This is a genomic window from Oceanobacillus sp. CF4.6 (genome assembly GCF_051262635.1).
GTDB lineage: Bacteria > Bacillota > Bacilli > Bacillales > Amphibacillaceae > Oceanobacillus.
Genome location: NZ_JBIMEX010000002.1, coordinates 381734 through 401765, shown reverse-complemented (window position 1 = coordinate 401765; position 20032 = coordinate 381734). Strand labels below are relative to the sequence as shown.

Annotated in this window: 19 protein-coding genes and 1 pseudogene; 17 read left to right on the top strand and 3 right to left on the bottom strand. The window is 35.6% G+C overall.

Annotated features, from left to right (window positions below):
- Nucleotides 1-77 precede the first annotated feature (77 nt).
- The 6 genes from ACHABU_RS05555 to ACHABU_RS05530 all read left to right on the top strand — a co-directional run bounded on the left by ACHABU_RS05555 (nt 78) and on the right by ACHABU_RS05530 (nt 5888).
- A complete protein-coding gene (locus ACHABU_RS05555; RefSeq protein ID WP_435763163.1) occupies nt 78-1328 on the top strand; it encodes a 3-isopropylmalate dehydratase large subunit in 1251 nt (416 codons plus the stop codon).
- A gap of 11 nt (nt 1329-1339) precedes the next feature.
- Entirely contained in the window at nt 1340-1852 is a 513-nt protein-coding gene (locus tag ACHABU_RS05550; RefSeq protein ID WP_435763160.1) for a 3-isopropylmalate dehydratase, read from the top strand.
- A 45-nt stretch (nt 1853-1897) separates the two neighbouring features.
- Nucleotides 1898-3022 carry a TRAP transporter substrate-binding protein DctP gene (gene dctP, locus ACHABU_RS05545; protein ID WP_435763158.1) on the top strand — a complete coding sequence of 375 codons (1125 nt, stop codon included), beginning with the start codon at nt 1898-1900 and terminating at the stop codon, nt 3020-3022.
- A gap of 62 nt (nt 3023-3084) precedes the next feature.
- Nucleotides 3085-4389 carry a TRAP transporter large permease gene (locus ACHABU_RS05540; protein ID WP_435763155.1) on the top strand — a complete coding sequence of 435 codons (1305 nt, stop codon included), beginning with the start codon at nt 3085-3087 and terminating at the stop codon, nt 4387-4389.
- Nucleotides 4390-4403: 14 nt separating this feature from the next.
- A complete protein-coding gene (locus ACHABU_RS05535) occupies nt 4404-4967 on the top strand; it encodes a TRAP transporter small permease (protein ID WP_435763153.1) in 564 nt (187 codons plus the stop codon).
- 30 nt (nt 4968-4997) lie between these two features.
- The gene (locus ACHABU_RS05530) at nt 4998-5888 is read left to right on the top strand and encodes an isocitrate lyase/PEP mutase family protein (protein ID WP_435763151.1); all 891 of its coding nucleotides are present in this window, start codon (nt 4998-5000) and stop codon (nt 5886-5888) included.
- A 123-nt stretch (nt 5889-6011) separates the two neighbouring features.
- Here the strand turns inward: ACHABU_RS05530 and ACHABU_RS05525 are convergent, their stop codons facing one another.
- The 3 genes and pseudogenes from ACHABU_RS05525 to ACHABU_RS05515 form a co-directional block, all read right to left on the bottom strand.
- On the bottom strand, nt 6012-6536 hold the full coding sequence (locus tag ACHABU_RS05525) for an alpha/beta hydrolase (protein ID WP_435763148.1): 525 nt from the start codon (nt 6534-6536) through the stop codon (nt 6012-6014).
- Between the two features lie 43 nt (nt 6537-6579).
- A pseudogene (locus ACHABU_RS05520) lies at nt 6580-6777 on the bottom strand (alpha/beta hydrolase); the annotation flags it as partial.
- Between the two features lie 57 nt (nt 6778-6834).
- On the bottom strand, nt 6835-6972 hold the full coding sequence (locus ACHABU_RS05515; protein ID WP_435763146.1) for a hypothetical protein: 138 nt from the start codon (nt 6970-6972) through the stop codon (nt 6835-6837).
- Between the two features lie 464 nt (nt 6973-7436).
- Here ACHABU_RS05515 and ACHABU_RS05510 point away from each other — a divergent pair, with 464 nt between their 5' ends.
- The 11 genes from ACHABU_RS05510 to ACHABU_RS05460 all read left to right on the top strand — a co-directional run bounded on the left by ACHABU_RS05510 (nt 7437) and on the right by ACHABU_RS05460 (nt 20021).
- Complete coding sequence (locus ACHABU_RS05510; protein ID WP_435763144.1) at nt 7437-8486, top strand: zinc-dependent alcohol dehydrogenase; 1050 nt, start codon at nt 7437-7439, stop codon at nt 8484-8486.
- 101 nt (nt 8487-8587) lie between these two features.
- A complete protein-coding gene (locus ACHABU_RS05505) occupies nt 8588-10222 on the top strand; it encodes an acyl-CoA synthetase (protein ID WP_435763142.1) in 1635 nt (544 codons plus the stop codon).
- 22 nt (nt 10223-10244) lie between these two features.
- Nucleotides 10245-11315, top strand: a complete 1071-nt coding sequence (locus ACHABU_RS05500; RefSeq protein WP_435763140.1) for a phosphotransferase family protein — start codon at nt 10245-10247, stop codon at nt 11313-11315.
- 248 nt (nt 11316-11563) lie between these two features.
- The gene (locus tag ACHABU_RS05495; protein WP_435763138.1) at nt 11564-13120 is read left to right on the top strand and encodes a class I adenylate-forming enzyme family protein; all 1557 of its coding nucleotides are present in this window, start codon (nt 11564-11566) and stop codon (nt 13118-13120) included.
- Nucleotides 13113-13868 carry an SDR family NAD(P)-dependent oxidoreductase gene (locus ACHABU_RS05490; protein WP_435763136.1) on the top strand — a complete coding sequence of 252 codons (756 nt, stop codon included), beginning with the start codon at nt 13113-13115 and terminating at the stop codon, nt 13866-13868. Before ACHABU_RS05495 ends, ACHABU_RS05490 begins: the two co-directional genes overlap by 8 nt.
- Before the next feature lie 46 nt (nt 13869-13914).
- Nucleotides 13915-15171, top strand: a complete 1257-nt coding sequence (locus ACHABU_RS05485) for an ABC transporter substrate-binding protein (RefSeq protein WP_435763134.1) — start codon at nt 13915-13917, stop codon at nt 15169-15171.
- An 87-nt stretch (nt 15172-15258) separates the two neighbouring features.
- Nucleotides 15259-16134 carry a branched-chain amino acid ABC transporter permease gene (locus tag ACHABU_RS05480; RefSeq protein WP_435763132.1) on the top strand — a complete coding sequence of 292 codons (876 nt, stop codon included), beginning with the start codon at nt 15259-15261 and terminating at the stop codon, nt 16132-16134.
- A 5-nt stretch (nt 16135-16139) separates the two neighbouring features.
- Complete coding sequence (locus ACHABU_RS05475) at nt 16140-17105, top strand: branched-chain amino acid ABC transporter permease (RefSeq protein WP_435763129.1); 966 nt, start codon at nt 16140-16142, stop codon at nt 17103-17105.
- A gap of 2 nt (nt 17106-17107) precedes the next feature.
- On the top strand, nt 17108-17890 hold the full coding sequence (locus ACHABU_RS05470; RefSeq protein WP_435763127.1) for an ABC transporter ATP-binding protein: 783 nt from the start codon (nt 17108-17110) through the stop codon (nt 17888-17890).
- Nucleotides 17874-18581, top strand: coding sequence for an ABC transporter ATP-binding protein (locus ACHABU_RS05465; RefSeq protein WP_435763125.1), 708 nt, complete (start codon nt 17874-17876; stop codon nt 18579-18581). The genes ACHABU_RS05470 and ACHABU_RS05465 overlap by 17 nt, the downstream gene beginning before the upstream one ends.
- A gap of 198 nt (nt 18582-18779) precedes the next feature.
- Nucleotides 18780-20021 carry an acyl-CoA dehydrogenase family protein gene (locus tag ACHABU_RS05460; RefSeq protein ID WP_435763123.1) on the top strand — a complete coding sequence of 414 codons (1242 nt, stop codon included), beginning with the start codon at nt 18780-18782 and terminating at the stop codon, nt 20019-20021.
- The last annotated feature ends 11 nt before the right edge of the window (nt 20022-20032 follow it).

Below are 20032 nucleotides of genomic sequence, written 5' to 3'. Positions count from 1 at the left end.
TGGGAAAATATGAATCTTATAACTATTGATGACTTAATAACTTGTTTTAAAATAAAAAAGGGATGGAGTGATTATTTATGGGGCAAACAATTGCTGAAAAAGTCTTTTCAAATATTTCAGGGGAGAAAGTAAGAGTAGGTGATGAACGACTTTTTTCTCCTGATATTATTTCTGCCTATGATTATCCAGGATATATTGACCGATATGAGAAACAAATGGAAGAACTTAATATTCACAAGGTAATGAACCCAGAGAAATTTATCTTATTTATTGATCATCTATACCCAGCAGGAAATCCTGAAGAACAGAAGATTCACCAGATTACTAGAAGATTCGCGAAAAAATATGGATTTAAATTGTATGAAGGAGACGGTATAGGACATCAAGTTATTTCGGAAAAAGGATATATACGACCTGGAAATTTCGTCGTCCATTTCGATGGTCATATCAGTACGGTCGGGGCAGTAGGTGCTATTGGGATTGGAATTAGGAATAGTATGATAGAAGCTTTCGCGACTGAAAAAGTTTCCTTAGTCGTACCACCAACAGTTCGTATTAATTTGACTGGGAAACTGAATAGAGGTGTTACATCACGAGATGTCTTTCATACAATTGTAAAACAACTTGGTGCATCAGGCTGTAGGTCGAGTGTAATTGAATATGGAGGTCCAGGCCTTAAATCTCTAGAAATGGATGAGAGATTTACTCTATGTAATCTTGCAATGTTTCTCGGTGGTATTTCAGCTGTAATGGAAACAGACGAAGCAACACACGAATACCTAAAAGAAAATGGTGTGAAAGATTATGACGATGTCTACCCAGATAAAAATGCAAATTACTCTAAAGAATATACAATAAGTCTTGGTGATGTTGAACCCATTATTGTTTTGCCTCCTACACCTGCAAATACGATTCCTATTTCCGAAGTAATAGGAATGGAAGTAAACAATGGGTTAATCGGCACATGTGCTAGTGGAAGAATTAAAGACTTTGAACAAGCACTTGAAATTCTAGAAGGTAAACGAGTCGCTAATGGATTTAAACTAAATGCAGTTCCAACAACAACGAATATACAACTTCAGATGAGTGAATTGGGAATTACTCAAAAATTAATTAGAGCTGGGGTATTAGTAAATATTTCCACCTGTGATTTTTGTATCGGTCAGATGGGAGCGCTTACAGATGATGAGAAGTCAGTTTCTACTGGAACTTTAAATATACCAGGTCGGATGGGCAGTAATAGGGCAGAAATATATACCGCAAGTCCATATACTATCGCAGCTACAGCAATTAACGGAAAAATTACTGATCCTAGGACAATGCTTTAGGAGGGGAAAATATGCTTACCGAAATTAATGGTAGAGTCGCTTGGGTGTTTAAAGAAGAAAATTTTGATATTGATTTGATTGTTGGTGTTGATAATATGAAGACCCAAGATATTGAAAAACTTAAAGATATATGTATGGAAAATTATGATCCCGATTTCAAAAAGAATGTTAAAGAGGGCGATGTAATAGTGGGAGGGGTAAATTTCGGATATGGGCACCCACATTATCCTTCTGGTAGAGCATTGAGGGCCCTAGGGATAAAAGCTATAATTGCGGAATCTTTCTCTCCAGGTTTTTATCGTGGTGAGTCAACTAATGGATTTCCGTTAATAGAATGTCCTGGTATTTTAGAAATAGCAGAAAGATGGGATAGCGTAAAATTTGACTGGGAAAGTGAAGTTTTGTCTTTTAGTAATAAAGATGTTCATTTGAAGTGTGAAAATATACCTCAAAAAACGAAAGCTTTAATTCAAGCTGGTGACATCATTACTTATTTAAAAGAAAATCGTTTGAAATCTATTTAATTTGTTTGTCATTCATTATTGCTATTTAAAGAAAAGAGGGAGATTATGAAAAAAATTATAATAGTAGTTATTGGTCTTACACTAATTACTGTGTTAGCTGCTTGTAGTGGAAATGCTTCTGGAGATAATACATCTAGTGATAGTAGTAGTGAAACTTTTACATTTCGTGTTTCATCTGCACTAAGTGATAATCATGGTATATGGACAGGTTTTTATGTACCTTGGATGGAACAAGTTACTGAAGAAACAGATGGTAGGGTATCATTCGAAACATTTACTTCAGGTGAATTAGTTGATGCATCGAATGAAATGGAAGCACTAAATTTAGGAACGATAGACATTGCTGCACCACTCTTACCAATATATGATCCAGCTAGTTTCCCGCTTTCTGAAGTTAGTATGCTACCTTTAACTAAATCAAGTCCCGTTATTGGCTCGATGTCTTTTAAAAGTTTACTAGAAAGTGATGTGGAATTACAGGATGGTAAAACTTTTGCAGAATTGGAATATGATGAACATGGTCTCAAAGTTCTTCCCACTTCCATTTCGGAGGAATACTCAATTTCAACTACAGGTCTAAAATTTGAGAGTATTTCAGATGTAGAAAAGGCGCAGTTAAGAACACCTTCACGTATTCATGAAATTTTTTCGAAAAATATAGGATCTAATTCAATAACTATGCCGACATTTGATTTGTATGATGCAATGAGCCGTGGTGCTGTGGATGGAAGTTTCCTTTTCATCTCGGATTGGACAGGCTATGGGTTTGAAGAATTATTTAAGTATACAGTAACTGATGTGAATCTGGGTCATTTCAGTCAAGCTTTAGCAATGACGCATGAACAGTGGGAAGAAATTCCTGAAGATATTCAAGAAATAATGATAGAAGCTGCTAATGATAATATCGTTCCAGCATCTGAACTATGGGTTGAGAGAAAAGAAGATATTGTAGAACAAACACAAAGTGAAGGAGCTGAATTCGTTAGTGTTAGTGAACTTAATCCAGAAGTAGAAGAACTTCTTATTAATGGGATGGAACAAACCTGGTTTGATTTTATTGATCTATTAGATGAACAAGGGGAACCTGGAATTGAGATTGCTAAACTGTGGCGAGACATTGTTATTGAACAGGGAGGAGATGTACCACAGGCTATTAAAGAGATAGAGTAAATTCAAATTGAATAGATACATTAGCTTTAAGAGAAATATTGAATTCGTTTGGAGTGGAATATATGAATGATGTAACTTTAATAGCAGTAATAATAATAGCTTTCCTAGTATTAATAGTCGCTGGGTTCCATATCCATACTATACTTTTTCTTATCGGAATATTAGGGTTAATTTTGTTAGAGGGTTTTGGTATTATATCTGGTTTCTTAAGCCAAGATCCTTTCTCACAAATTTCTAGTTATACTCTAACAACGATTCCACTTTTTATTATAATGGCGCAATTTATATTAAAAGCAGGGATAGTTGAAGATGCATTCACTATTATTTACAAAATGTCACGAGGTAAGCCAACTGTACTTGGAGCTTTAACTATAGTAGTTGGAGGACTTTTAGGAGCTGTTTCTGGGTCAGGAGCAGCAACCTCTGCCTCATTAGGTCAAGTCGCGGTGCCAGAATTAACTAGATATGGATATAAACCAGCACTAGCAGCCGCTTTTGCAGCAGCGAGTGGTTCTCTTTCGGGAATAATTCCTCCAAGTATTATTTTAATACTATTCGGTGTTATAACTGAAACACCAATAAGTGGATTATTTATTGGTGCAATTCTTCCAGGGATATTAATGATTGTCGTTTTAATTGTTTGCTTATTGTTCATGTTCAAAGATCAACGTAAGTTGGGTAATCAAACTGATACTGAAATTAGAGAGTTGAGTTTAAAGCGAACAATTATCGTGCTTTTTGTGGGTGTTGCGATGTTTGCTATAGTTTTTGGAGGCATTTATTCTGGGTTTACCACACCAACTGAAGCGGGAGCTGTAGGTGCTTTGACAGGCTTATTAACTGCTTTAGTATTAGGGAAAGTAAACTGGGATTTTATTAAATCGTCGGTTACAGAAACTGCCAAAATAACTGGGATGATTATTTTAATATTAATCGGAGCAAATATTTTTGGTAGGTTTGTTTCTCTTTCAATGTTACCGAGAAAAATTACAGGTCTGCTCGAGGGTATATTAGAATACCCTGTAATTGTTTTGCTAATATTATCGGTGGTATTTTTCAACTTATTTATGTTCATCGAAGGTGCGGCTGTAATATTAATGACGCTCCCTGTTCTCCTTCCAATTATTGAGCAAATGCAAATCGATGTACTTTGGTTTGGAGTTTTCATAGCTATTGTCAGCACAATCGGTTTAATTACTCCTCCAGTTGGCTTAAGTGTATATGCAATTGCGGGTACCAGTGGGATATCATCAGAAGCCATTTTTAAGTATGCAATTATGCTTGCAGTTGTGATTTCAGTAGTTGTATGTGGAATTATGATTATATTCCCTGAGATAGCTACTTGGTTACCTTCTACTACTAATTGATTGGAATGATTCTAATGAAAAAATTAAATAAAATATATGATTATTTTGGGTATATGAAAAAATTCAGCTTATTTTTAGCAGGTATAGCACTATTTGGAATGATATTCTTCATAACAATTGACGTTATTATGCGGAACTTTTCATCTACATCAATTCCAGGGAGTTATGAAATCGTGCAGAATTATCTTATGAGTGTAGCATCATTCTCGGTTATTCTATATGCTTACTCTTCAGGTGTAATGCCTAGAATCTCAATGGTTGTCGAGAGGTTTCCAATTCATATTCAAAAAACTTTACACATAGCCATGCTGATAATAGAGTTACTTTTGATGATATTAGTAGCGTATTATACACTAACTTATGCAATAACTGGGACAATATCTGGCTTTGCCTTTCCGGCAGTTGGAATATTATTTCCCCTTTATCCATTTTTATATATAGTACCATTAGGATTTGGTGGAATAGCTATCGAAATAATCTTCACCTTAATTAAAAATATAATGTCAAAAGAAGTGTGGATTACATTTAATAAAAAGCAACGAGAAACTGATGCTGTAGATCAGTCTTATGTTACTTAATTAACTATATTATACGAGGAGGAGTAAGAAATGATTAGAGTCAAAAAAGTAGTTTCGTTAAAAGATTTAATGGAAAGAGATGAACTTATTATTACAGCGGGTGTTGGCGATGCTTTAAGTGCCCGTATTGTAAATAATATAGATGGGATAGATGCCATACTATCTAGTGGTTTTGCGATATCAGCACAACAACTAGGATTACCAGATGTAGAATTTTATACTAGAACGGAAAATGTAGAAGCGGTAAGTAAAATGACTTATGTTTCCTCAAAGCCAATCATAGCAGATATTGATACAGGGTATGGAAATGCGATTAATATTATTAAATCGGTTAATGAATTTGAACGTGCTGGCGCAGAAGGGGTAATCATTGAAGATCAAATTAGTCCTAAGCGGTGCCCAATACTTGTCGATGAAACAAATACAGTTATACCAGTAGAAGAAGCAGTAGGAAAAATTAAAGCAGCTTCTGAAAATAAAATGAATGATGAAACAATAATTATTGCACGTACGGATGTTACAGATATAGATGAGGCGATAAATAGAGCGAAATTATATTATGAGGCAGGAGCTAATCTGGTTCAGCCAATCTCAAAAACTTTCAAAAATAAAGAAGAAGTAAAAAGGTTTGTTGATGAGGTAGAGTGTCCAGTTTCACTTGTTATTGTAGGATGGCTTGAAGAATTGACTTATGAAGAGATTCAATGGATTAATCCGAAAATTGCACATTTTGCACTTATTTCAGTTACTGCTATGAATCAAGCTGTTACACAAGCATTTCAAGAACTTGGTAGAAATAGATCAGTTAAAGAGATGAAAACACCACGAACAACACATCATGATTTGACGAAAGTGCTAGGGATGGATAAAATTTCAAAACTTGAAGATAAATATTTACCAAATGAATCTGTAATATTTTAATGTTATTATAAATTAACATATCAAAATGAATAACATTAGAGGGGCTATAAAAATATTTACTATAAAAGTAAGCGTAATAGTCCACATCTAAAAAATTGATGTGGATTATTTACGCTTACGTCTCTACAAGTTGTTTTTTAAACTTTTGCTGAGAACTGATTTTTTCAATGCATTGTTTATTATCTTTAATGCTTCATGCGCATCGTCCATGATTGCAGGCATCCAAAAGAATCCATGAATTTGTCCGTCAAACCGTTTATGTTCAACGGCGACGCCTGCTTCTTCTAATCGCTTGGCATAAGCTTCACCTTCATCACGGAGTACATCGAATTCCGCAGTGAAAACAACAGCTGGTGGTAAACCAGTCAAATCTTCTGCAAGTAATGGTGCTGCGTATGGATTCTTTTTATCTTCATCTCTATTAAAATATTGATCTGCAAACCATTGCATGGCAGCTGTTTCCAAATAATTTCCTTTACCATTCTCTACGTAGGAGTTCGAATCCATAGAAAAGTCAGTTCCAGGATAGAGTAAAATTTGTAAAGAAATCGAAGGTCCGCCACGATCTTTCGCCATTAGCGGGACAACAGCTGCTAGGTTCCCTCCTGCACTGTCTCCTCCAACAGCAATTTTTTTCTGGGTCTCCATTATAATTTTGAATGTTTTCTGCGACCCATTTCGTTGCAGTATAGCAATTTTCTGCAAGGATAGGAAATTTATATTCTGGCGCTAAACGATAATCAACAGATACCACAACTGTTTCTGTTTCATTTGTTACCCAACGAAGGATAGGATCAACAATTTCTAAATCGCCTAGGACCCATCCACCACCATGGTAGAATACAAAAACAGGGAAAGGACCCTCGCCTTTTGGGGTGTAAATTCTCAAGCCAATTTCTTCGCCATCATCTACTAGAATATTTACATCCTGTACTTTAGCAACTTCTTACCGTTCTCCTCTGAGGTCTTTATAAAATGCCTTTAGTCCTTCTCGATTTTCCTGAATCGTCATTTCTTCAATTGACTTTCCATCTGCGGAATTTATCATGTCGAGCAACTTCTTTACTTCAGGTTGATATATCATTAAAAATTCCTCCTCATCAACTTTTGAATGTGCTTTCAACTGCCTGTACTTTATTATAAATATAACGGATAAAGATAGCGAGGCAATAATCAGAAATAGGTGAAAATTATAAATAATAAAATACTTAATGATGTACTAATACTGGTCATTATTTTACATGAATGAATACCTAAAATTTAATTGGAATTTATAAATAGGGAAAATATAACTATTAGAAAATGCATGATAATAGTGTATTCGTTTAACTTCAATGGTTATTTAAATATTAAAATTTTACAGTATATTATATAACATTACAAAAATTCAAAATTATACTTTACATTTATAAATTATCTGTTTATAATACTTTACATATCTAAGTTTATAATTTACTCAATAAATGATCGGCAATATGTATACGCTTACAAAGGGGGTTATTCGTAGAAGTTTAGGGTTTGAAAATGAAATTTAAAAGGGGATTAGCAATGATTATACCAAAAACAATGAAAGCAGCTCGTTTTTATGAAGTTAATAAACCTTTAAAGATTGAAGTAATACCTGTACCAGAAATAGCAGAAGATGAAGTTCTAGTACAAATAAAAACAGTTGGAATTTGTGGGTCGGATATTCATATGGTTTACGATGGAAACATGCGACCAGTTTTCTCGCCAATTACAATTGGTCATGAACCATCAGGCGTAGTAGTAAAAACAGGTGCAAACGTAAACGATTGGGAACTAGGGTCACGTGTTTCAGTATATCCAATTATTTATTGTGGATCTTGTAGCAATTGCGTTGCTGGACATAGCGAAATTTGTTACAAGTTAGAAATTGTTGGGGTCCATCGAGATGGTGGGCTGGCGGAATACATGGTAGTTCCAGCAAGGAATTTAGTGAAATTGCCAGATAATATCCCTTTTCCAATCGGAGCAATTATAACAGATGCAGTAGCAACGCCCTATCATTCACTCATTGACCGTGCACAATTAAAATTTGGCGATTCAATTGCAATTTTTGGTGTTGGTGGACTCGGATTACATGCTGTTCAAATTGCTAAGATGGCTGGTGCGAAACAAATCTTTGCAATCGATGTTTTGGATGAACAATTAGATAAAGCAAAGCAATATGGTGCTGATATAACGATTAATTCAACTTTTGAAGATCCTGTGGAGGTAATTAAACAAAAAACAGGCTACGGCGTAGATATTGCTGCTGAATTTATTGGAAAACAAGAGACAATTAATCAAGCTGCAAATGCTGCGATTATTGGTGGAAGAATCGTCTTAACTGGAGTTGGTTACGATCCAATTAAAATCATGTCGTCTGTCAAGTTTGTTAGAAAACAGTTATCTCTTTATGGCTCTTATGGACAAACGAAAAATACGATTGAGCAATTAGTTCAATTAGTCTCCAATGAGCGGTTATCTTTAGAAGATTCGATTACCCATCAATTTTCTTTAGAAGATGTTAATACTGCATTGGAGTATTTGCATAAAAAGATAGAAAACCCTACGAGAATAGTAATAAATCTATAACCATTATCTTTAGATAGAGGGAATAATGATTTATTTTTTTGGGACATTGCTATTTAATCTTGAAAGGATAAGTTTTAAAAAATATATAATGAGGTGATTAGATGACAACAACATATCAAGAGCTAGTCGATAATTTTTCATGGGATAAGGTGCTTGATTCGTATGATTGGAATCCACGGGAAAAATTTAATCCAGCACATGAATCTTGCGACAAATGGGCAAAAGATCCGAATCGTGTTGCGATTTATTGGGAAGATGAAGTAGGAAATAAAGAAACGTGGACTTTTGCAAAATTAAAGGAAAAGTCAGATCGCATGGCAAATTGGTTACGTTCGAGTGGTGTAGAAGAAGGAGACAGGGTAGCTGGATTACTTGGAAAGGATATGGAACTGATCATAACGGTACTTGCAACTTGGAAAGTCGGTGCATTGTATGTTCCGTTATTTACTGCTTTTGGACCGCGAGCTTTAGAACATCGTCTGCTTGATAGTGGTGTCAAAATGCTTGTAACGAATAAGGAGCAATCTCAAAAAGTGAACGTAGATAAGACACCAGTTGAATTAATTATTATAGAAGAATCATTTAATGGAAAAAATTTCTGGGAGTATTTAGGGACTTTTTCAAAAGAACATAAAACTGCAGAAAAAAAATTAGATAAGCCATTTGCAATTCAATATACTTCTGGCTCGACTGGGTTGCCTAAAGGTGCTGTATGGAGCCCGAAAATATTTATAAACCTATATCCATACCAAAAATACGCAATTGGCATAGAAGAAGGAGACTTACTACTTGGCGGTGCCGATCTTGGTTGGTCTTTTGGACTTGTCAACTGTACCTTTGCACCATTGATGTATGGTACAAGTATTGTTTTATATAAGGGAAAGTTTGAAGTAGAGAAGTATTATCAGCTCATGCAGGATTACCAAGTAACTAATTTTGCGTTTGCACCAACGGCCTACCGGGCAATGATGGCAAAGGGTCCTGAACTAGTGAAAAAATATAATTTCTCCGTTAAAAAGTTTAGTAGTGCTGGTGAACCATTAAATGCTGAAGTAGTACGTTTCTTCCAACAAAATTTCGGACGGGCAATTTATGATCACTATGGTGCAACAGAAATGGGAATGCCGGTCAATAATTATAATGTTACGGACATGGAAGTGAAGCCAGGTTCTATGGGTTTTCCATTACCTGGAAATGAAATTGCATTACTGGATTCTGAAGGTGAACCTGTAGAACAGGGAGAAATCGGAGAAATAGCCTTTGACCGGCTTAGCTTCCCTTATTTCTTCTTAGGATATTGGAAGGATCCAGAAAAAACGGAATCAAAAATGGTAGGTAGATGGCTGTTATCTGGTGATTTAGCCTCCGTTGATAAAGATGGATATTACTGGTTTGAAGGCCGGTCGGATGACATTATTTCTAGTGCTGGGTATCGTATTGGACCGTTTGAAGTGGAAAGTAGTTTGATAGAGCATGAAGCAGTACAAGAAGTAGCAGCTGTTGGAAAACCTGATGAGGCAAAGGGAGAAATTGTAAAAGCATATGTTGTGCTAAAAGAAGAATATAAAAATCTTGCTTCAGAAGAAATGGCAAAAGAATTAAGCTTATTTGTAAAAGAAAGGTTATCGAAACATCAATATCCACGAGAAATAGAATTCCTTGATGAGTTACCTAAAACTCAAAGTGGAAAAATCCAGCGTTTTATTTTACGCAACCAGATGCAAGAACAGAAATAATGTATGAAGTGGGGTGAATACTTTGTCTTTGTATCAAGCAGAGGGATTGATACCTGTTCGTGAAGGAGAGGGGTTTGATTCTTCAAAATTAGAAAAATTCTTACGTGAAGAACTGGCTGATTTTCCGAATCATCCCCTTCAAGCGATGCAGTTTTCAACAGGGTTTTCAAATTTAACCTATTCGCTGAAAAGTGGCGATTGGGAGGCTGTATTAAGACGACCTCCCAATGGTCCATTGCCCAGAAAAGCACATGACATGAAACGTGAATTTGAATTTTTAAAAAAGATTCATCCATATTTTTCTTATGTTCCAAAAGCATATGCGTTTTGTGAAGATGAAAGTATCCTAGGAGTACCATTTTATGTAATGGAGCGGAAAAAGGGAATTGTTTTAGATGAAGTGTTTCCACCAAATCTAGAAATCGTAGAGGAACAATTACAAACCTTGTCATCAGGTGTTGTTGATGCACTTGCTACATTGCATACAATCAACTATGAAGAGGCAGGTCTATCAGATTTCGGTTATCCGAATGGCTTTTTGAATCGACAGGTCGACGGATGGATAAAAAGGTATAAAAAAGTACAAACAGATGAAGTCCCACATATTGCTGAAGTTAGTAAATGGTTATCAGAGAATGTCCCTGAAACACTAGATAGTGCGATTATCCATAATGATTATAAACTAAATAATATGTTATTATCACCTGACTTACGTGAAATTAGAGCGATATTAGATTGGGAAATGGTGACAATTGGAAATCCCTATTTTGATCTTGGAAGTGCAGTTGTTTATTGGGTTGAAAAAGATGATCCAGAAACATTAAAATCGAGTCTACCATCCCTTACAGCAAAACATTCTGGGTTTATCTCAAGAGAAGAATTTTTGCATCGCTATGCATTAAAAGCGAAGAAAGATATTCCGGATATGACTTTTTATATGGCTATTAATTATTTTAAACTTGCAGTTGCCTTACAACAAATCTATTATCGATACAAAATTGGAAAGTCCACCGATGATCGATTTAGCGCCCTAAACATCAGAGTCAGAAACTTAGTCTATCATGCCTTCGAAGTTATAGAAAAAAATAAATAGCATAAATGCAAAAAGAGTTATTTGTATGATCCCAAAAATTAATTTATACTAATAATACAAAATAGTCTATATTTTTAAAAAAATACTTTACAATTAAAATTTAAACGATTATAATGATACCAAGTTATTATTGAAGTGGGTTAACACTAAAAATGAAAGGGCTTTCTTTAACTGCTAATAGAAATTATTACACGCTAAGTAAAAGAGAAAGATATATTCATATTCTATTTGATAAAAGAGGTGAATCTATGAATCTTGCATACGCTTTGGAACTAAGAGCTTATACGAAGTCTGATTCTACTGCAGTAGTGTTCAACAACAATAACTATACTTATAAACAAATTGATAGAGAAGCCAATAGGTACGCAAATATGATGCGTAATCTTGGTATTGAAAGTGGAGATAGAGTAAGTATTTGGTTGCCAAACGGAATGGAATTTATTTATGCCTTTTATGGAATTTTAAAAATTGGTGCGATTACTGTACCAATCAACTATTTATTTAAAAAAATGGAGTCAATTTATATATTGGAAAACTCGGGAGCGAAATTATTGATTACGAGTGAAGAAAAATTACAGATTGTAGATGAAATATATGAGCAATTATCTGAACTAAATGTTATTACAACGAATGCAAATGTCCAAAGTAACAATCCTAATATTCTAGCCATCGACGACCAACTTGAAAATGTAAATGATGAAAGAATTACCCTTGATTTATCGCCTGATCATGGTGCATGTATTTTATATACATCTGGAACAACGGGTAATCCAAAAGGTGTAGAATTATCACATTATAATTTAAATACAAATGCAGAATTTTATGCGGAATCGATCAAGCTTACTGACGAACATTATGGGTGTATTGTAACCCCGCTTTCGCATTTACTTGTACTTATGGCAGGCATGACACTTATTTTTCTTAAAGGAGCAAAATTCTATTTGTTCGAGAGATACAGTACAAGAACCGTTGCGGAGACAATTAATAAAGAAAAGATTAATTTCTTTATTGGTGTACCTTCGATGTACTATATGTTTTTAACGTTACCTGAGGAAGAAAAATATGATATGTCGAGTTTAGAAATATGCATCACAAGTGGAGCACATATGCCTTCAGATGTACGACGGAAATTTGAACAAAGATATAATACCATAACACTTCAGGCATATGGGCAAACAGAAAGCTCTCCCGTTATTTCAGTTGATCAACTTGGAAAAGAAAGAAAATTTGATAGTGTTGGGTTTCCATTACCACATGTTGATGTCCAAATTGTTAATGCTGATGGCAAAGTTTTACCAGCTAGAGAAAAGGGAGAGATTATCGCTAGAGGGCATTGTGTTATGAAAGGGTACTGGAATAATCCAAAAGAAACGAAAAAAACGGTGAAAGATGGATGGTTGTATACTGGCGATATCGGAAAAGTAGATGATGATGGCTATGTATATTTTCTAGATCGGAAGAAGGAAATGATTATATCAGGCGGTTATAATATTTATCCAAAGGAATTGGAAGATGTGCTCTATCAACATTCGGCTGTTTTAGAAGCATCTGTAATAGGAATTCCAGATGAACGTTTAGGTGAAATACCTAAAGCGTACATAGTTACGAAGGATGGAAATTCTGTTACAGACGATGAGATTAAGCATTTTGCACAAGAACGATTAGCATCTTACAAAAGAATATGGGAAGTAGAATTTATCGATGAATTACCAAAAACAGTAACAGGGAAATTGATGAAGCGAAAGTTGTTGGATAGGGGAAAACAAAAAGAAAATACAAATCAAAAGGAAGAGAATGATGTTTGATTTATCAGGGAAGGTAGCCGTTGTCACTGGAGCTAGTAAAGGGCTAGGAAAAGTAATAGCCAAAACACTTGCAAAAGCGAATGCACAAGTAGTTGTTACAAGTAGAAATAAAGAATTGCTCGAAAAGGTTGTGCAAGAAATTGTTGCAGATGGTAACCAAGCCATTGCTATACCAAGTGATATACAAGATATATCTAGTATCCAATCTTTATTTAATGAAGCGAAAGCACAGTTTGGAAAAGTAGATATATTAATAAATAATGCAGGTACTTCCTTTGCGAAAAGCGCACTAGAAATAACGGAAGAAGAATGGAAAAATGTCCTTGATACAAATCTGACTGGATTGTTCTTTTCTTGTCAATCTGCAGGACAACTGATGGTGGAACAAGGTAGGGGTAAAATTGTTAATATCGCTTCTGTGATGGGTGTTGTAGGGGATGTATTTATTTCTCCATATGTTGCTAGTAAAGGTGGTGTGGTACAACTTACAAAAGCATTAGCATTAGAATGGGCAAGACATAAGATTAATGTAAATGCTGTCGGACCTGGATATGTGAAAACAGACATGACAATCGAAGCATTAGAGGAAAATGAAAAATTCCATAGTCATGTAATGGAAAAAACACCATTGCGGAGATTTGGAGAACCAGAAGAAATTGCGGCAGCCGTTCTTTATCTAAGTTCGGATGAAGCTGATTATGTTACGGGTCATACTTTATTTGTAGATGGAGGCTGGGTATCACAGTAGTTTTTTCAATATTTTATCAAGTGAATTAAATAGAGGGGGAAATATTATGTTCAATGTAAAGCCAAAGTGGTATTTAGTTTTCTTAGTAGCAATTTTATTAATTCTCGCAGCTTGTGGAGAGGATAGTGCCTCAGGAGGAAATGGAGATGGGGATGGGGATGTACGTGGAGTAACAGACGATGAAATCCTTATTGGAAACATTGTTGCACACTCAGGACCACAAGCAATATATGGCCAAATTGCACAGGGAATTGAGACGTACATTGATTATGTGAATGAAAACGGTGGTGTTCATGGACGTCAATTGAAATTGCTAGCATATGACGGTGAGTATCAGCCAGCGGTTCATATGCAGCAAGCACAACGCCTTGTAGAAGAGGATGGCATTTTTGTAATGTTAGGTCATGACTGTACACCATGTAATACTGCTTTACAAGATTATTATATAGAAAACGAAGTAATAAGCTTGATGTTAGGTTCTGGAGCGGATCAGTTTTATAATCCTCCAAACGATTGGTTCTATGGTTCTGAAATCGCAAACTATAGAATTGAAACAAGAGTATTTTATGACTATGCAGTAAATGAGTTAGGTGCTGAAAAAATTGCTTTAGTCTACCAAAATGATGATTATGGCAAAGAAGGATACGAAGCAGTAATGGAAATAAAAGATGATTATGATGCTGAAATAGCGGTAGAAGTGCCATTTGTTGCAAACGCGGATGACTTTTCAACACAGGCACAGCAAGTTAAATCATCAGGAGCAGACACGGTTATTATGTTAGCTACTCCGAATCCGGCTGCACAGATGAAACAAGAATTCCATGCAGTTGGTCTTACAGATATTAATTATATGGTTTCTTCTGTAGGAGGGAACGACCTTACCCTTTATGATCTTGCAGGCGAAGATGTATGGGATGGTACGTATAGTGCAGGTACAATTCCGATCCCGGGCTCTCCAGGTACAGAGGGCGTCGAAGCTATTGAAAGATATGTAGAGTTGTATGAAGAAGCCTATCCTGGTGAGAACTACAGTGGCGTTCCACAATGGGGGTATGCTGGTGCTGAAGTATTGGTAGAAGCATTAGAACGAGCTGGAGAAGATTTGAATTATGACACTTTACGAGAAGCATTAAACTCTTTTGATAACTGGCAGGAAGGAACATATGCAGGAGTAACATTTAATGAAAAAAACCATTATGGTTTAACATCTTTATTTATCACTAGAGCTCAAAATGGAACAATCGAAGCGGTAACGGATTATATTAATTTTAATACTGAAACAGGCGAAATAACGTATGAGTAAGAATATTCACAGTGGGATTGTCTCCCACTGTGAATACATAAGTAAGAGATCGTAATATGACGAAACAATAATGGAAGGAGAGGGAAAATGGAGGCATTCTTACAGATATCATTTGGAGGACTCGTTCATGGAAGTATTTATGCTTTAGCTGCTATCGGGATCGTTCTGATTTACAAAACTACAGATGTTGTCAATTTTGCTCATGGAGAAATGGCTATGATAACAGCATTTGTTAGCTATACATTCTATGGAATAATGGGATTACCTTTCATTGTATCATTTCTTTTGGCACTTGTATTTGCGGCACTATTTGGAATGTCAATTTACCGTTTGTTTATGAAACGCGTGCAAAATTCTGAACCACTTAATCAAATTGTACTAACTCTAGGGCTGTTCTTAGCCTTCCACGGACTTGCTGGTTTGATATGGGGGCATACACCGATTGGATATAGAGAAGCTATTCCTGGGGATTCATTTCAGTTTCTAGGTATTTATATGAAACCAAATCAGTTATTTACACTTGGAATTACTCTAGTCCTGATGTTACTTCTATTTTATCTATTTAAAAATACGAAAATTGGGCTAGCGATGCGTGCAACACAGCAAGATATGGAAACCTCTTCGCTCATGGGAATTAAAGTTTCCCAAATTTTTAATTGGACATGGGCATCAGGGGCTGTGTTAGGAGCTGTTGCGGGAATGCTGACAGCACCGGTTACCTATCTCCACCCAAGTATGATGAGCGAGATATTAATGATGGGCTTCGCTGCTGCAGTACTGGGCGGATTTATAAGTCTTCCAGGGGCGGTATTTGGAGGAGTAGTAGTTGGAGTATATAGTAACTGGATTAGTTATTATGTTAGTACCGAATTAAGTGTCGTATTTGTCTTTTTACTAATCGTTGTTGTACTCTACCTTAAACCGACAGGGCTATTTGGTACAAAATTTGTTAAGAAGGTGTGATCATAATGAAAAAAACATCAAATAAACTTATAGCATTAATATTATTAGCGATCATACTAGTAGCTTTCCCTTTTGTTGTCGGTATGTCTAACTATTGGATGACACTGGTCGTCTTAGCGACAATTTATGGGATTACCGCAGTAGCTCTAAATTTATTAATAGGCTATGGTGGACAGATTTCTATTGGGCATGCTGGTTTTCTAATGATAGGTGCATATGTTGTTGCGATCTTAACTGACCGTTTTAACTTCCCGTTCATAATAAATTTCTTCCTTGCTGGTGTCATTACAGCAATAATTGGACTTCTCGTTGGATTAGCTGCGTTAAGACTGAAAGGGCATTTTCTAGCAGTTGTAACACTAGGGTTCGGAATGTCTGTGCCAATTATTGCTTTAAATTGGAATTCATTAACGAATGGATACTCTGGAATGCTTGTACGGAAACCAGAAATCTTAAGTTCGTCACTTAATCTTTATCTATTTATAATAATATGTGCATTTCTTTTTATATGGTTTATGTACAATTTCGTGAACAGTAGTGTTGGAAGAGCTTTTAGCTCTATTAGAGAAAGTGAAGTTGCAGCGCAGTCTTCAGGAGTAAACATCACATATTATAAAGCAACAATGTTTACGATTAGCGCATTCTTTACTGGTTTAGCTGGTGGGCTTTATGCTTATTGGATAGGTTTTGTGGGGCCAACTGACTTTCCTGTTACAACGTCCTTTCTATTACTGGCCATGATTATAGTTGGTGGAATGTATACGTTTATTGGTCCAATAATAGGTTCCGTATTGTTTTCTGTTATTCCACATTTTACTGATCCTTTCCCTGGTATAACAAATGTAGTTATTGGATTTACGTTAGTATTTGTAATTTTATTAAAACCAGAGGGACTAGCTACACTGTTAGATCATTTTAAAAAGAAAAAGAAAAGCAGTTCCGAGTCTACACTTAAAGAAAGGAGTTCATAACCTTGCTAGAATTAAACAAAGTTAGAGTTGAATTTGGTGGATTAACTGCAGTGAATGATTTAAGTCTGAAAGTAAGAGAAGGAGAAATCTATTCCATCATTGGACCGAATGGTGCGGGAAAAACAACTGTGTTTAATACGTTAAGTAGACTTGTTCAGCCGGTTTCTGGGGAGATTATTATGGAAGGTAAGAACCTTCTTGACTATAAATCCCATCAAATTATAGGACATGGAATTGCAAGAAGCTTCCAAAATACTGAATTGTTTAAGGATATGACGGTAATGGATAACCTTTTGGTCGGATTACATCCAAATATCAAAAAAGATTTATTTACCATCATGTTAAACTTACCCAATGTTAGAAAAGAAGAAATTGAAAATAAAAAACAAGTGCATAAAATTTTAGACCTACTCGAAATAACACATTTAGCTAACGAGGTAGTTAAAAACTTACCATTTGGCTTTCAGAAAATGGTTGATATCGGTAGGGCAATGATGACTAAACCAAAATTACTTCTACTTGATGAACCAGTTGCGGGTATGAATAACGTGGAATCAAGACAAATAAGTGATTTAGTTCTCCGGCTTAAACAGGATTTTGGCTTTACAATATTCCTGATTGAACACGATATGTCGATGGTAATGGATATATCTGATTATGTTACGGTTATGAACTTCGGGCAGAAGATAGCAGAAGGCAAGCCAGGAGAAGTCAGAAAAGATCCTATAGTGATAGAAGCCTATTTGGGTGGAGAGGAGGAAAAAGCTCATGCTGAAGTTAACTGATATTCATGTTAATTATGGTTCAGTACAAGCTTTAAAGGGAGTAACTATAGAAGTTCCTCAAGGTAAAATTGTAACTTTACTTGGTGCAAATGGTGCTGGGAAAAGTACATTACTAAAAACAATTTCTAGATTAGTTGAAATAAAGCAAGGAAACTATGAATTTCAAGATCAGATTATTAATAAAAAGTCTCCTAATTATATCGTTAAAAATCAGATTATCCATTGTCCGGAAAATCGCAGGATATTTCCAGAGCTTACAGTGGAAGAGAACCTTCAAATTGGAGCTTATTTACGTAAAGATAAGGAACAAATAAAAAAAGATAGGGATAAGGTATTATCCTATTTTCCCAGATTATCGGAAAGAATGTCTCAACATGCGGGCACTTTAAGTGGTGGAGAACAACAAATGCTTGCTATTGGTAGATCATTAATGGGAGATCCCAAAATTTTACTTTTAGATGAACCCTCTTTGGGTCTAGCTCCGAATCTAGTTCGGTCTATTTTTGACATTATTAAAAAGATTAATGAAGAAGATGGTCTTACCATTTTATTGGTTGAACAGAATGCGCATTTAGCATTGGAAGTTGCCGATTATGCATATATTTTGGAAAATGGAATCATCCAATTATCGGGTGAAAGTAAGGATTTGAAAAAAAATGATAAAGTACGTGAACTTTATTTAGGTGCTTAGAAGTTAATACCATAGCAATAAAAAATAACTGAATTTTACAAAACAGGTTATTTCTTTGACAAGAATAACTCCTTGGGAATAATAAATGTCAAAATTAAAAAATATTGAAATGGGAGGAAAGTAATATTAATGGACCAAGGAGAAAATTCCAATCATAAATTTATATCGATTAATTGATAATTATAGAGGAGGATAAATATGTTTTTTGAAGAGAATGATAAGGTAAGAGATTTGAAAGAAAGAGTATCACAATTCATGGAAGAGCATGTATTACCGAATGAAGATGTTTATGAAGAACAGTTAAATGCTGCAGAAAGTCGTTGGACAATACCGCCAATTATGGAAGAGTTAAAACAAAAGGCAAAAAGTGAAGGTTTATGGAATTTGTTTATCCAGAGTGAGGAACACGGGGGAGGATTAACTAATTTGGAATATGCTCCCTTAAAAGAAATTATGGGTAGATCATTAATCGGCCCTGAAGTATTCAACTGCTCTGCACCAGACACGGGTAACATGGAATTACTCGAACAATATGCAGATGAAGCACAGAAAAAGGAATGGCTGATTCCATTGCTAAATGGTAAAATTCGCTCTGCATTTGTAATGACAGAGCCTGCTGTCGCATCATCTGATGCAACGAATATCGCCACACGTATCGAAAAAGATGGAAACGATTATGTGATTAATGGGAAAAAGTGGTGGATTTCTGGAGCGATGGATCCACGATGCAAGTTAATGATCGTAATGGGAAAGACAGATCCAAGTGCTGAAAGACATAATCAACAATCAATGGTTATAGTTCCGATAGACGCACCTGGTGTAAACATTGAAAGATATTTACCGGTTTATGGATATGATGATGCACCGCATGGTCATACGGTTGTGGAGTTTAAGGATGTACGTATTCCAGCTTCTAATATGGTTCTTGGAGAAGGAAGAGGATTTGAGATTGCTCAAGGACGCCTTGGACCAGGAAGAATTCACCATTGCATGCGTTTAATTGGAATGGCGGAGCGTGCACTAGAATTAATGTGTCAACGTGCAAATGAGCGTGTAACTTGGGGCGTAAAAGTATCTGAACGAGGCGTAATCCGTAATTGGATTGCTGAGGCTAGAATGGAAATTGATCAAGCACGTCTTTTAACGTTTGCGGCTGCAGACAAAATGGATAAGGAAGGAAATAAAGCCGCTAGAAAAGAGATTGCAATGATTAAAGTAGTCGTTCCAAAAATGACTCTAGAAGTAATTGACCGCGCAATTCAAGTCCATGGAGCAGGGGGAGTTTCTGACGTATTCCCGCTATCACAAATTTGGGCACACGCGCGTACACTTCGAATCGCAGATGGCCCAGATGAAGTTCATGCAGAAGCTGTTGCGAAATTAGAGTTAAGAAAACAAGAAGCAACACTAAATAATAAACTTCAAACTACTAAAGTATAAAGCAGTAACAA